This is a genomic window from Cyanobacterium sp. HL-69 (assembly GCA_002813895.1).
Taxonomy (GTDB): Bacteria; Cyanobacteriota; Cyanobacteriia; order Cyanobacteriales; family Cyanobacteriaceae; genus Cyanobacterium.
The window spans coordinates 2,639,631-2,653,744 of the sequence record CP024912.1 but is presented as its reverse complement, the minus strand read 5'-3'; the positions used below and the strand labels follow the sequence as shown (position 1 = coordinate 2,653,744).

Genomic DNA, 14,114 nt, shown 5'->3' with positions numbered 1-14,114 from the left:
AAATAAGAATATTATTTAGTAATTATTGTATTTTTTTTAACGGAAAAATTGCCAATAAAACCAAATGAGAGTAAAGGCAATTAACCATAATAAACAAAGACAACTAAAATATTTATAACATTTATTTGGTCTAGCGATGGCAGGGGTAAATTTTCCTGTAATTAATTTGAGGTTAAACCAACCCAAAATAGGAGCAGCGATGAAGGATAATCCTGCGGCAAAATCGATTAAGACAGTGAAGGCTTGTCCTGCCAAAAATTGTAAAATAATAAGGGCGATCGCAGGTACCACAAATAATGATACTCTGTAAATAGTGGATTTACTTTGTTCTTTTTTGGAGTTAGGATGATGCTCTGTCCATAAGGTAGCCATTACCCTTGGGTAAGCATCCGTTACCGCCAAAGTAGTGCTAAACATGGTTATTAAAGCGGCGATCGCAATTATAGGGGTACTCCAAGTTCCGAGGGTATTACTATAAAGCTGAATTACTTGCACAGAAAATTGGACACTATTATTAGAAAAACTTTCCCCACTACCAAACATTACTAAAGCACCTAAAAGAAAGAATAATAAACCAATAAAACCTGCGGATAAATAACCTAAATTAAAGTCAATATTTGCTTCTTTTAAAGTGGGTAAATAATGGGTTTGTTTTGCTCTTTCCCCTGTCCAAATAGAATGCCACACCGCCGCATCAAGGGGAATAGGCATCCAGCCCATAAATGCGATCGCAAAGGTAATTCCCGCAGGAGTCCAGTAGGAAGGAGGAACAGCTGTAACCGCTTCACTACCTGCCCTTGCTCCCAATGCCATGATTACCGCTAAGACTGTACAGATAGTAAGTAAAGAAATGATAAACTTCATGGTAAGGTCAAGGACTTTGTAATGACCAATGTATAACAAAGCAATACATAAAGCCAAAATTACCCCACTCCATTGCACCGCAGACCAACCAAATTTGAATAATTGTTCGGCTAACCCCGCTGTTACCACGGTGACGGCAGCTTGAATAATAAACATAGTGCCAATGGTGAGGGCAATATAAGTACCATAAGCGTAGTTGCCCATGCGCCGATAACCTTGTATTAGAGTTTCTCCTGTGGCAGAAGCATAACGGGGCCCAAATTCCATAAAAGGGTATTTACTCACCACCGCCAATATCAATAACCATAGTAAAGAAAAACCGTATTCTGCCCCTGCCCTAGTGGCTTGGACAAGATGGGAAACCCCAATGGCTGCCCCTGCCATCAAAATTCCTGGGCCGATAGCGAAAATTAATTTTTGATATTTTTCATTAACATTTACACTTTTTTTAACCATTTATAACGGTAATTTTATTGAGATTGGGAACGTTAGAATTTAAATTCTAATTGTCCGTTGTCCATTGTTAATTGTCAATTATTTTAAATGCCTAACATATATTGAGCAATGCTAAAGTAAATTAGCACCCCGACAACATCAACGGCAGTGGAAATAAAAGGGCCAGACATGAGGGCTGGATCTAATTTTAAAAATTTAAATAAAAATGGTAAGCTCGAACCAGCGATGGATGCTAAAATGGAAATCACCATCAAACTAATACCCACAGTAATGGCAACGGTTAGATTACGCTGACTCTGGGGTAGAAAATAAGCCCAGACGACAGTAATTAAACCTAGCCCTAGCCCTAAAAGCGCCCCTGCAGTGGCTTCCCTTAAGATAACTTTAGCTACTCCCAAATCTTTTAATTCGTCGGTACTTAAGCCACGAATAACCACCGTAGATGATTGAGTGCCGATATTGCCACCACTACCAATTAAAAGGGGAATAAAAGCGGCTAAAACAGTAATTCTGGTCAAAAGTTCTTCTTGTCCACCAATAATACTACCAGTGAAAGTATTGGTAAATAATAAGATTAATAACCAACTCACTCGACGACGGGCAACGGTGAAAAGATTGGTTTCAAAGTAGTTATCTCCGTCAGATTGGACGGCACCCAAAGCATAAATATCTTCGGTGGCTTCTCGTTCTAAAATATCAATAACATCATCTACGGTGACAATGCCCACCAAACGCAACTCTTTATCCACCACAGGCACTGCCAAAAAGTCGTACCGTTGCACGAGCTTGGCAACTTCTTCTTGATCCATATCTGTTTTAATATAGATAACGTCGGATTTCATCACCTCCCCTAGGGTATGATGGGGGTCATGGGTGACTAAGTCTTTGAGGGATACTACCCCAGTTAAATGGCGGGATTCGTCGGTGACATATATATAGTAAATTAGTTCTGATACCCTAGCGTGCGATCGCAATCTATCCAACATTTCTTCAAGGGTAACATGGGCCTTAGAAGAAATATATTCAGGAGTCATAATCCGCCCAGCAGTATTCTCCTCATAACCCAAAAGTAGATTTGTGGCTTGTCTTTCTTCTGGGGTAAGTTGAGCTAAAATACGTTTTACCACCGATGCGGGTAACTCATCAAATAATCTTGCCCTATCATCAGGGGACATCTTATCCACAATGTCCAACACCTCCTGACGCTTAAATTCTTCAATCAAACATTGTTGGGTGTTATAGTCTAAATGTTCATAAACATCGATAGCTTCGGTTTTACTCAGAAGACGAAAAGCAATTAATTGCATGGTTTCGGGTAAATATTCAATGGCTTCGGCAATATCCACGGGTTGCACAGGAATAAGCAGAGATTTAGCCCCTTCAAGGTTATTGGCATCCAACATCAACTTTAATTGAGAAGCCACTAAATCCCTTAACTGATGACGAGAATCTTTATCTGTAATAGAATGTTCAGCCATATTATCTTTAGTTTTCTCCTCAATTATCCTGATACCAACACGATCTTTTCATTAGCATGATAATTGATAACTAGGGTAAAAAACAATTAACATACATACAAGCCAAATTTTTCCTTACCATCGACTGGCAATGGGCATTTTCCAACCAGTGCCAAAAGCCCTGTCAGTAATTTTGAGTACGGGGGGAGCTTGTTTTCGTTTAAATTCTGCTTTAACCACTAATCGTAATATTTTTTTGACCGTTTCTAAATCATAGCCTGAGTTGATAATCTCTTCTTCTGATTGATGAAAATTGAGATACCGTTCCAGAATATCATCGAGAATGGGGTAAGGAGGTAAAGAATCTTCATCTTTTTGTCCTGGTTTTAGTTCCGCGCTGGGGGGTTTGATAATGATATTGTTAGGAATAATTTCTTGATCGTGATTTAGCCAACGGCAAAGGGCAAAAACCTTGGTTTTGGGGATGTCGGCAATGACGGCTAGTCCTCCATTCATGTCTCCATAGAGGGTGCAGTATCCCACGGCCATTTCTGATTTGTTGCCCGTGGATAGAAGAAGATGACCAAATTTATTGGCGATCGCCATTAGGGTTGTACCTCGAATCCGTGACTGTAAATTTTCTTGGGTGATACCAAAGGTTTTGTCGTCAAAAATGGTTTCTAGGGAGGTGTTAAAGTCGTCCATCATCGGTGCGATGGGAATTTTATGGGTTTGGATACCAAGGTTTTTGGCAAGGTGTAGAGCGTCAATGATAGAATGTTCTGAGCTATAGGGGGAGGGCATGAGTATCCCTAAAACATTTTCTTTGCCGAGGGCATCTACGGCGATTTTGGCAACGAGCGCCGAATCAATACCACCGCTTAAACCTAAAACAGCTTTACTAAAACCACATTTTCGGGCGTAGTCTCTCACTCCCAGGGTAAGGGCTTGATAGATTTCTTCTTCTTCGCTGGGAATAGAGTTGATAATGTCGGTGGTTAATATATCCTTGGTTTCGGGAGAATATTCTAGGTAGATTAAATCTGTTTTATAACCTTTGCCCCGTACCATTACTTGGGATTCTTTGTTGACAGCGAAACTATTTCCATCAAAAATTAATTCATCATTTCCCCCGATTTGGTTAGCATAGATGATGGGTATTTTATGTTTATTAACCAAGTATTTTAACATGGTTTCTCTTAGTTGCTGTTTCCTCAAAACATAGGGAGAAGCCGAAAGGTTTAAAATCAACTCTACCCCATGTTTATCAATTGATTGTAATGGATTAATCTTATAATTTTTTCGCCCCCAAAAAAACTCATCATTCCATAAATCTTCGCAAATAGTTACACCTATTTTAACATTATTTAACTCAAAATAATTAGGCTTTTCTCCTATTTCAAAATACCTTTTTTCTTCAAAAACATCATAGTTAGGGAGGAGTTGTTTATGGAAGATTTGTTTAATTTCTCCTTCTTGCACTAGGGCAACGCTGTTATGGAGGGGTTTTTCTCCTTTTTCCATGGCGTAGAGATTTTCGGTGGCTAAACCGACGAGGATGGTTATATTTTTGGGGATACTAAGGGCGATCGCCTCTAATTCTTCTGCCATCATGGTAATAAAATCATGGCGAAATAGTAAGTCTTTGGGGGGATAACCGCAGAGAGATAATTCGGGGGTTAATAACAATTGCACCCCGTCTTGGGAGGCTTGATGGGCTACTTCGATGATTTGTTTGGCATTGTTTTTTATATCCCCAATAATGGGGTTTAACTGGGCGATCGCAATTTTCATCATAAAATTAAAAATGAATAAAATTTAAGGAAAAATCAACACTACATTAATGACAGAATATTTAGGAATAAGAAAAAGTCGATAACAAAGTCTGAGTCAGCTTTTCATAGCTTTCTATCAAACATATTGATTATAATTTTTTTCATCACTTCTAATAATTAGTACCCATCAAAATCGAAGCATTAGAACTAAAAAATTAACCACCCGAGAGCAAAGTTAAATAATTAAATAAAAATCAATAATAATTAAACTAATCAGGTAGTTTATTACCTTTAATTTTACATCCTTTAGAAAATGAAATTTCATTAATTTAAGCAAAGTTAAGTTTTCTAAATCCGCTCTGAGTGAGATAATGTAAAAGAAATTATAAGTTAAAGATAAAGGATACATTGCCATGACAAAACTGTATCGCATTATTACCAGTTTATGGTTAACCCTAACCATCGTATTTAGTATGGGCATGGGTAACGCTTATGCCACTGGGGTTTATGATATGCCTCTCGTCAGTGCAGGGGAATCTGTGTGGGTAGTGGATGAAGCCGATACCCTTAGCCGAGCTACCGAAGCCAAATTGGATGGTATGTTTGATAAACTTGCCCAATCTACAGGGGTTGAGTTGAGAGTAATTACCCTCCGTCGCCTAGATTATGGCGCAACCATTGATAGTTTCACCGATGATGTATTTGAAAAATGGTATCCTAGCCCCGAAGAGCAAGAAAATCAAGTATTGCTAACCCTTGATACTCTTACCAATCGCAGTGGGCTTCGTGTGGGTGAATCGGTACAAAATTTGTTAACCCCCGACATCATCGAAAGTGTGGGTAAAGAAACCATCGGTTATGCCCTCAAAAATCAGCAATATAATCAAGCCATAGTGGATGCTGGCGATCGCATGATTGCCATATTATCAGGACAAGAAGACCCGGGACCCCCTGAAATTCAAGAGTTGAACATAGAAGGAACATTTTCCACCGCCGAAGAAACCGATGATGGCATTGCAACCATCTGGATAGTGCTTTTAGTAATCCTTGCTACGGTTATCCCTATGGTGACATACTTTTGGTATGTAGGATTTCCTGGTAGTTAAGCTAGAATGAAGGTATGGAAGCTCAGTATTTCATAACATAAAACTTTTAATAACTACCTAATTAAGAAGATGATTACAGACACAATCGCTATCAGATACTACCAAAAACTAACCGATGGAATGGTTGATTTGTGGGCTAGAGGCAGTCGCTACGAAGAATTAAGGGTTTATATGGAAGGATATTTGGCTTGTTTACGTCAAACAAATATTATCGAACCTTACCTAATTCATCGTCTCGAAGAAGAAGCATTTCGCTTTCTAAGAGATCCTTCTAACTTTGAATTGGCAATGCCTCAGATGCAAAAAGAACATGATTTCTATTAAATTTTTCTTGAAATCACAACAATATTTAAGGGTGAGGGCTAACATCGAATACTATTAATTTAAATTCGGTTTTAGTCCTCTCTTTTTAATGGTAAAAAGTACATTTTAATTAATTTTTTTTCTATGGCTGACTCAATCATGTATCAAGAAGATGGTTATGTTGTATTAGAAAACGACAAGCCAGAAGAATTGATGAGTAAGACAGAATTACTAGACAAACTCCAACAAGTTGTAACCAATGCCACAGATTTACCCCGTGATGTGGCACAACATAATAGTATTGAGGCAAAAGCCGAATATTTACTAGAAAACTACTGCGAATTTAATCCCGACGAAAATAGTTACTTACAATGGTATGTCGTACGTTGGGAAAAAAACTAACTTTCTACTTTCATGGTCACATTTCTTATCAAGGATAATTTAGATAAACAAAGATGGTGGATTGCCTTCGCCGCTATTCTTATCCAGTTGTGTTTAGGCACTATCTACTCTTGGAGTGTCATAAAAAATGAATTAGTCACTAACCAAGGTTGGCAAGAGGTTGGCACTTCCTTGGCTTTCGTCATCGCCTTGGGTGTTATCGGGTTTGCTGCTGCTGTGGGAGGTATCTTGGTAGATAAAAAAGGGCCTCGGTTTGTGGCAACTTTAGGGGGTTTACTCTTTGGTATTGGTACTATTATCGCAGGGGTAGGAATCCAATTAAATAATCTCCTTATTCTCTATTTAGGTTATGGATTAATTGCTGGATTGGGAAATGGTTTTGGTTATGTTACTCCCATTGCTACCCTCATTCGTTGGTTTCCCGACAAAAGGGGTTTGGTGACAGGATTAGCCGTAATGGGTTTTGGGGCTGGTTCATTTTTTATTGGTTTAATTGCACCTTATTGTATTAACAATTTTGGGGTGCCTAACACTTTTTATCTCTGGGGAATTTGTTTTTTGATTTTAATAGTCATGTCTGCCCAGTTATTGATAAATCCGCCCCAGGGATGGTTACCCCTCGGTTATGAGTTGCCCACGGGAAGTAAAACCATTGACTCCTATGACTTCCATCGCGCCATTAGGGCTTCTCAGTGGTGGATTTTGTGGGGAATTTTATTTGTCAATGTTAGTGCTGGATTGGGGTTTATTTCTCAGTTATCAAGCATTGCGAGGGATTTATATTACCTGCCTAGTTTTGAGGATTTAAGCCCCCAAGAGGTTAGTTTGCTAAGGGATAGGGCAGGCTCTTTTGTAGTGGCGATCGCAGCTATTTTTAACGGTTTAGGGAGACTATTTTGGGCATGGCTATCGGACATTTTTGGCAGAAAAGCGATTTTCTCTACCATGTTTATCACCCAAGCCGTTTTATATTTGATAACCCCTTATCTCCATAGCTATATTCTTTTTGTCTTCATTGCCTGTTATCTTCTCTCTTGCCTTGGGGGTGGATTTGCTACCATGCCAGCCTTTGCCGCTGATACCTTTGGCTCAGAAAATATTGGTCGTATTTATGGGGCAATGTTAACCGCTTGGGGCAGTGCAGGGGTTATGGGGCCTTTTGTTTTTAGTTGGATAAAGGACAACACCGCCAGTTACAACTATGCCCTTTATGGTGCCACGGGTTTACTGATAATCGGTTTTATTTTAACAAGGCTTTATCACCCCCCTCGCAGAATAAAATGTGTTGGTGAGATAATAGGTAATGAGTAAGTTAATTTATTGTCCATTATTCGTTGTCCATTGCTAATGGGGTATAATTAAAATTCTTGACATTTCACTAATGTGGTTATGGAAGTAATACCAGCAATTGATTTATTACGTGGGCATTGTGTACGTTTATATCAGGGAGATTATGCCCAATCTCAAGTATTCAACGAAAATCCTGTGGAAGTTGCCCTACAATGGCAGAATCAGGGGGCTACCCGTTTACATCTCGTGGATTTGGATGGAGCAAAAGCTGGGCATCCTGTTAATGTGGATGTGATTAAAGAAATTGTTTCGGCTTTAGATATTCCTGTACAAGTGGGTGGGGGTTTGCGTGATCGCACTTCAGTAGAAACCCTCTTTAAATTAGGGGTAGATAGAGCCATTGTGGGCACCGTAGCCGTAGAAAATCCTGAGTTAGTCAAGGAATTGTGCGAAGCATTTCCCCAAAAGGTAGCCATCGGCATCGATGCTAGAAATGGAAAAGTAGCCACCAAGGGATGGTTAGAAACCTCGGAAGTAGAAGCCACTGAATTAGCCAAAGCCATATCACCCCAAGCCGCCGCCATCATTTATACCGACATCCATCGGGATGGTACCTTAGTAGGCCCAAACCAAGAAGCCTTAAGGGAAATTGCTAGTGTTACCGATATTCCCATTATCGCCTCTGGAGGTATTAGTTCATTGAGCGATATTCTTAGTTTACTATCCCTCGAACCCGTTGGGGTAAAGAGCGTTATTGTGGGTAAAGCAATTTATACTGGAAAGGTAGATTTAACGGAAGCCATTAAAGCAGTGGGAGATGGCAGATTACAGGATATTCCCCTTAATTTTGGTGATTCGGCCTTAGCTTAAACAGTTGATTGATGAAAATTGCTATTTTTGGAACCAGTGCAGATCCCCCTACCATTGCCCATCAAACAATTTTAGGTTATCTGAGTCAAAAATATGATTTGGTAGCAGTGTATGCTTCTGACAACCCATTTAAAGAGGGTCAAAAAAGCCTATACCATCGTAGTCAAATGTTGAATTTACTCATAGAAGAACTGAGTCTATCTTCTGGTAATGATAACATTAAACTGGGAACGGATATAGGCGATCGGCGCACCTTATACACCATTGAAAAAGCGAAAAAAAAATGGGGTAACAAAGCCGACTTAACTTTCGTTATTGGTAGTGACTTAGCCCCGCAAATATTTAGCTGGTATGAGGCAGAAAAACTCTGGCAACAGGTAAAGGTTTTAATATTACCCCGTGAAGGTTATCAAATTGATACTCAAACTCAGAAAAAGCTAGATAAATATACCCTTGGCTACACTCTGGCAGACTATTCACTACCCCCTGTATCTTCTACAGAGTATCGTCAGAATCAAAATCAAGAAATCTTGACCCCGAAAGTAAAATCATACATTCAAGATCACGATTTATATTAAAAAATAATTGCTAACAGTTTCCCCGTCAGAGCCTAATTATTGATTTTTGGTCGGAGAAACTTGCTCTTGATTAACAAAAGCATAAAAAGCCTGTTTAGCAGCGGCCTGATGGGATGCTTTTTTGGTTGCACCCTTACCTTCACCCAAGAGCTTATCTTTTAACCATACTTGCGCCACAAAACGCTCATTTTCTTCTCCTTTGCTCAAACGATGTTCTTGCACAAGATAAGTCGGTAGGGATTTGTGTACCCTTTGCGTCCATTCTTGTAAGGCATCTTTATAATTTTGTCGGGCAGGATCGGCGTGAACTTGGGCGGCCTTTTCTGATAAAATGGGGTCAAGCCAATGGCGTATTAATTCCATGGTTCTGGTGCTTTCGTATAATGCACCGAGGATGGCTTCAAAGGCATCAGCAAGACGAGAGATGCGGCCCATGCGATCGCCCCTTACATTAGGAGCAATTAGTAGATACATTTCTACCCCATACTGTTCTGCTATTTCGGCCAAAAAGCGATCACTCACAATGACCGAACGAATGGCGGCATATTCCCCTACGGGTAACTCAGGGTAGGTTTCTTTTAGTAATTCGGCGGCAACCAGTCTCACCACGGCATCACCGACAAATTCTAACTGTTCGTAATTGTTTTGATGAGAGAAACTCGGATGAGTCAGGGCGGTATCTAATAATGTCCAGTTAACTTTTGATAAATCTGTTAAACCTAGTTTTTTAAGTAGTTTCTGTAACTCTATGCGACGACGAGGATCAGTTATTGTCATTAGACTATATGTTTGAAATCTGCTGAACTTCTCTTTATGGGCAAGTTCGACTATGATCTTCTATCATAACATTTTTCGCCATTAAGGTCGAGGAAAGCAATGAACAATGGCAAAGATGAGCAATGGTTACAATGATTTATCTGACGTTGTCCTTTTGTTGTCTGACTATTTCGACTCCCCTTGATGTGCCTAGACGGGTTGCCCCTGCATTGATAAGGGCGATCGCACTTTCTAAATCCTTAATACCCCCAGAAGCCTTAACACCAACACGCCCCTTAGAAATACGATGCAATAGAGCCACATCTTCCACCGTTGCCCCCCCAAACCAACCAGTGCTAGTTTTTAAGAAACTTACCCCCGCATCCAAACATATCTCAGCGGCCACTTTTTTTTCCTCATCTGTCAAACAGGTAGTTTCCAAAATCGCTTTAACAGGAATACCCGTCTCCTCACAAATAGAGGCTATTTCCTTATGAATCCAGTCAAACTTCCCAGACTTTAACCAACCTAAATTAATAACCACATCCAACTCCCCTGCCCCGTAATTAGTGGCTTCTTGGGCTTCGTGTAGCTTTACGTGGGGAGTAGTTGCCCCTGTGGGAAAACCGATAACTGTCGCCACCTTAATCTTTTGGGTATGAAGGATAGACACAGCTTTTTTGACATGGACAGGATAGACACATACTGCGGGAAAACCGCAATCAATAGCCTGATTGCAACACAATTCTACATCCTTGGTTGTCGCCAGAGGATTTAAGAGAGAATGATCTATATAATCGGCTATATTAACATCCGCAGCAGTGATTACCATAAAGCAAAGTAAGGGAAAAAATTACGTTAGCTTCAATTATCCATTATTAATTATCAATTATCAATTATTCTAACTGTCTTCTTCGGTTTGTCTAGTTTGTCCGGGGGACGATTGATAGATAGAATCTAATCTTTGACGGGCATCTTCTACGGATACAGAACGAATTACCAATAAAGGCTCATCCACAGGATCTCCGTTATCATCCAACAATTCAGGATGAGGTACCCTGTAAGACTGGGATGGTCTTCTATTTAGAGGTTTGGGGGTATCGGTCCAAGAGCCTCTTTGAGACTCAGCACTGATGGTGATGAGACTACGGATTAAGTTGCTGATGGCGAAAAAAGCAATCACGGTAAAGGCAAGAATATAAATTAGGTGTAGCATTAAAGTCTCCGCTCAGAATTCCTTGTAATAGTTTTTAGTTAAATAGCTTGTTAATGTTTTAGTTTTTTCTTTGATTGAGAAAAATCTAGTTTTGGTTTAGTTCTTTTTCTTTGCGCCATCTACGGGCAACACTCCAGCATTCCCCTACAAGGCTGTGCCAAGGCATTAGAACTTTTGTATCTATTCCCGCTCTCCCATCGGTGGCTTTAAAGAGCATAGAAGCCGTTTTCACCTCTTCCTGAGAATTTTTGATTCTGGCAATTAGATCATTTTGTTCTTCTTCTGATAAGAAAGTTATTCTCTCGGATTCTAGTAAAGTAATAGAGCGGGAAAACCAGTATTTAAAATCTTCTAGTAAAGGGGCAAGAACCTTGGCTAGTAGCTCTCTTTCTGTGGGTTGAGATGGTTGCATATTATTTTTTATATATCTATATATTACTACTCTATCTATGATCCTAACAAACTTTACATAAATTTACATAAATAGTTAAGTTTTCTCAGAATAATGGTTAAGAGTTGGGGCTAGAACCTTGTTTTTTGAAAATTAATTGAATTCCTAGGGCGAATAAACCCACAGTTACCATGACAAATACAAAGGTTGCCATGGTGGTGATGCCCATGATTAGGGTTCTGACGGTGGAAGCAATACGGGCGGCCATGGGGTTGTCGAAACTGATGGGAATTCCTGCGTAGGTTTGTACTATGGACTTGGTTAATAAATAAGCGGCGATCGCCAATGCTCCTGATATTGCTCCCCCAACAAAACAACGAGGGGGGGTGATGGGTTTATCAATGGATTCACTTTGCTCTTGATTGGTGGTGATTTTTGTTTCTTTTTTGTCTGAATCAGTCATATAAAATATATTCGAGGTTTTTCCCGATTATTGAAGTGCTACATTTTAATCATAATATTATTTTTCCATTGCCACTCAAGGATAAAGAGCGATCGTTATATTTTTGCTATGGCAAATTATGCCTATGATTTTTCCCATAAAAAAAGAGACGTTGAAAACAACGCCTCCTAATTCAAAAATTAAATGGTTTTAGTAAAAAACTTACTTATCCTCTTCAGAGAATTCCGCATCGATGACATCGTCACCATCATCACTAGGAGCAGAAGACGCATCCGCACCAGGAGCGCCTCCAGGGGCTGCACCATCAGCAGACTGTTGATAAACATTAGTACCAATGGTATAAAGAACTTGTTGTAATTCGGGCATTACGGTTTTGATCTTCTCGTCATCTTCCTTGGCTACCGCATCTTTTAGATCTGCGATTAAACCTTCTGCCTTGGCTTTATCATCCGCAGAAACCTTGTCTCCTAGCTCTGTTAATTGCTTCTCAGCTTGATATACTAAAGAGTCGGCTTGGTTTTTACGCTCAATAGCTTCCCGTTTTTCCTTATCTGCCGCCGCATTAGCCTCAGCTTCTTTGACCATACGATCAACATCCTCATCAGGTAAGGTAGAAGCCCCAGTGATGCTGATAGACTGCTCTTTACCAGTGCCTCTATCCTTCGCAGTTACATGGAGGATACCGTTAGCGTCAATGTCGAAGGTTACTTCAATTTGAGGTACGCCACGGGGTGCAGGGGGGATACCGTCTAAACGGAAAGTTCCCAAACTCTTGTTATCTTTAGAAAATTCTCTTTCCCCTTGTAAAACGTGAATTTCTACATTGCTTTGACTATCTACCGCAGTGGAGAAGGTTTCAGATTTTTTGGTGGGGATAGTGGTATTCCTAGGAATAATTTTAGTCATTACACCGCCTAGGGTTTCAACACCCAAGGATAGAGGGGTAACATCTAATAAGAGAATATCTTTAACTTCCCCAGATAATACACCCCCTTGGATAGCGGCACCGACGGCTACTACTTCATCGGGGTTAACGGTTTGGTTAGGATCTTTTCCTAATACTTTTTTAACGACTTCTTTAACCGCTGGAATACGGGTAGAACCCCCTACCAATACGACTTCGTCAATGTCGCTAGGGCTTAATTTAGCGTCTTTGAGAGCATTTTGTACAGGAATGGCACAACGATCGATTAAGTCGGCACAAATTTCCTCGAATTTAGCTCTGGTTAAAGATAATTCTAGGTGTTTGGGGCCGTCTTGGGTGGCGGTGATGAAGGGTAAGTTGATGTCTGCTTGAGATACGTTGGAAAGTTCAATTTTTGCTTTTTCAGCCGCTTCGGTTAAACGTTGTAAGGCTTGTTTGTCTTTGCGTAAATCAATACCTTCTTTTGCTTTGAAGTCGGCGGCGAGGAAGTCAACAATTTTTTTGTCGAAGTCATCTCCCCCTAGATGGGTATCTCCAGAGGTGGCTAATACTTCAAATACTCCGTCCCCTACTTCCAATACAGATACGTCAAAAGTACCACCACCTAAGTCAAATACGAGGATGGTTTCGTTACTTTTTTTATCTAAACCGTAGGCTAAGGAAGCGGCGGTGGGTTCGTTGATGATACGTTTTACTTCGATCCCGGCAATTTTACCAGCGTCTTTAGTGGCTTGACGTTGGGAGTCGTTGAAGTATGCAGGAACGGTGATTACCGCTTCGGTAACGGTTTCTCCGAGGTATTTACTAGCGTCTTCTACTAATTTACGTAATACTTGGGCGGAGATTTCTTCGGGGGCGAATTGTTTACCCTGAGAAGGACAGTCTAATTTTACGTTACCGTTTACGTTTAATACTTGATAGGATACTTCGGTGGTTTCGTTGGTTACTTCGTCATGTCTTCTACCAATGAAACGTTTTACAGAATAAAAGGTGTTTTCGGGGTTCATTACCCCTTGACGTTTGGCAATTTGTCCTACGAGGCGATCGCCATTTTTCGCATAGGCAACCACAGAAGGAGTGGTTCTAAAACCCTCAGCATTAGCAATAACAACAGGTTTACCACCTTCCATTACAGCCACACAGGAGTTTGTTGTACCTAAATCTATACCTACTACTTTTCCCATAAATGATTAATGATTTAATATATTTACAAATTTAAAATATTGGAATAATCAAAGTTTCCTAATGATTGCTCATAATTT

Annotated in this window: 15 protein-coding genes; 6 read left to right on the top strand and 9 right to left on the bottom strand. The window is 40.0% G+C overall.

Annotated elements, in window-relative coordinates; translation table 11 throughout:
• Positions 1-36: 36 nt before the first annotated feature.
• The 3 genes from AA637_RS12315 to AA637_RS12305 form a co-directional block, all read right to left on the bottom strand.
• The gene (locus tag AA637_RS12315) at positions 37-1,320 is read right to left on the bottom strand and encodes an Nramp family divalent metal transporter (RefSeq protein WP_446683004.1); all 1,284 of its coding nucleotides are present in this window, start codon (positions 1,318-1,320) and stop codon (positions 37-39) included.
• Between the two features lie 83 nt (positions 1,321-1,403).
• Positions 1,404-2,798, bottom strand: a complete 1,395-nt coding sequence (gene mgtE, locus AA637_RS12310) for a magnesium transporter (protein WP_446683003.1) — start codon at positions 2,796-2,798, stop codon at positions 1,404-1,406.
• A 114-nt stretch (positions 2,799-2,912) separates the two neighbouring features.
• Positions 2,913-4,571: an NAD+ synthase gene (locus tag AA637_RS12305; RefSeq protein ID WP_446684588.1), complete on the bottom strand. Its 1,659-nt coding sequence runs from the start codon at positions 4,569-4,571 to the stop codon at positions 2,913-2,915.
• A gap of 394 nt (positions 4,572-4,965) precedes the next feature.
• Here AA637_RS12305 and psb32 point away from each other — a divergent pair, with 394 nt between their 5' ends.
• The 6 genes from psb32 (at position 4,966) to AA637_RS12275 (ending at position 9,101) form a co-directional block, all read left to right on the top strand.
• A complete protein-coding gene (gene psb32, locus AA637_RS12300) occupies positions 4,966-5,658 on the top strand; it encodes a photosystem II repair protein Psb32 (RefSeq protein WP_446683002.1) in 693 nt (230 codons plus the stop codon).
• Between the two features lie 69 nt (positions 5,659-5,727).
• Entirely contained in the window at positions 5,728-5,982 is a 255-nt protein-coding gene (locus AA637_RS12295) for a DUF6761 family protein (RefSeq protein WP_069790298.1), read from the top strand.
• A gap of 123 nt (positions 5,983-6,105) precedes the next feature.
• The gene (locus tag AA637_RS12290; protein ID WP_069790299.1) at positions 6,106-6,363 is read left to right on the top strand and encodes a chlororespiratory reduction protein 7; all 258 of its coding nucleotides are present in this window, start codon (positions 6,106-6,108) and stop codon (positions 6,361-6,363) included.
• Positions 6,364-6,375: 12 nt separating this feature from the next.
• On the top strand, positions 6,376-7,674 hold the full coding sequence (locus tag AA637_RS12285) for an L-lactate MFS transporter (protein ID WP_446683001.1): 1,299 nt from the start codon (positions 6,376-6,378) through the stop codon (positions 7,672-7,674).
• Positions 7,675-7,752: 78 nt separating this feature from the next.
• Positions 7,753-8,523: a 1-(5-phosphoribosyl)-5-[(5-phosphoribosylamino)methylideneamino]imidazole-4-carboxamide isomerase gene (hisA, locus tag AA637_RS12280; protein ID WP_446683000.1), complete on the top strand. Its 771-nt coding sequence runs from the start codon at positions 7,753-7,755 to the stop codon at positions 8,521-8,523.
• Between the two features lie 11 nt (positions 8,524-8,534).
• A complete protein-coding gene (locus tag AA637_RS12275; protein WP_446682999.1) occupies positions 8,535-9,101 on the top strand; it encodes a nicotinate-nucleotide adenylyltransferase in 567 nt (188 codons plus the stop codon).
• A 36-nt stretch (positions 9,102-9,137) separates the two neighbouring features.
• Here AA637_RS12275 and rnc read toward each other — a convergent pair whose 3' ends face one another.
• From rnc to dnaK, 6 genes are all read right to left on the bottom strand, one after another.
• A complete protein-coding gene (gene rnc, locus AA637_RS12270) occupies positions 9,138-9,878 on the bottom strand; it encodes a ribonuclease III (protein WP_446682998.1) in 741 nt (246 codons plus the stop codon).
• A gap of 136 nt (positions 9,879-10,014) precedes the next feature.
• Positions 10,015-10,689, bottom strand: a complete 675-nt coding sequence (gene deoC / locus AA637_RS12265) for a deoxyribose-phosphate aldolase (RefSeq protein WP_446682997.1) — start codon at positions 10,687-10,689, stop codon at positions 10,015-10,017.
• Between the two features lie 69 nt (positions 10,690-10,758).
• Positions 10,759-11,073 carry a DUF2973 domain-containing protein gene (locus tag AA637_RS12260; protein ID WP_446682996.1) on the bottom strand — a complete coding sequence of 105 codons (315 nt, stop codon included), beginning with the start codon at positions 11,071-11,073 and terminating at the stop codon, positions 10,759-10,761.
• Positions 11,074-11,158: 85 nt separating this feature from the next.
• The gene (locus AA637_RS12255; protein ID WP_446682995.1) at positions 11,159-11,485 is read right to left on the bottom strand and encodes a DUF2605 domain-containing protein; all 327 of its coding nucleotides are present in this window, start codon (positions 11,483-11,485) and stop codon (positions 11,159-11,161) included.
• A gap of 97 nt (positions 11,486-11,582) precedes the next feature.
• On the bottom strand, positions 11,583-11,927 hold the full coding sequence (locus AA637_RS12250) for a DUF3082 domain-containing protein (RefSeq protein ID WP_446682994.1): 345 nt from the start codon (positions 11,925-11,927) through the stop codon (positions 11,583-11,585).
• Between the two features lie 201 nt (positions 11,928-12,128).
• Positions 12,129-14,036 (bottom strand): molecular chaperone DnaK, encoded by a 1,908-nt coding sequence (dnaK, locus tag AA637_RS12245; protein WP_446682993.1) that lies wholly within the window; start codon positions 14,034-14,036, stop codon positions 12,129-12,131.
• Between the last annotated feature and the right edge of the window lie 78 nt (positions 14,037-14,114).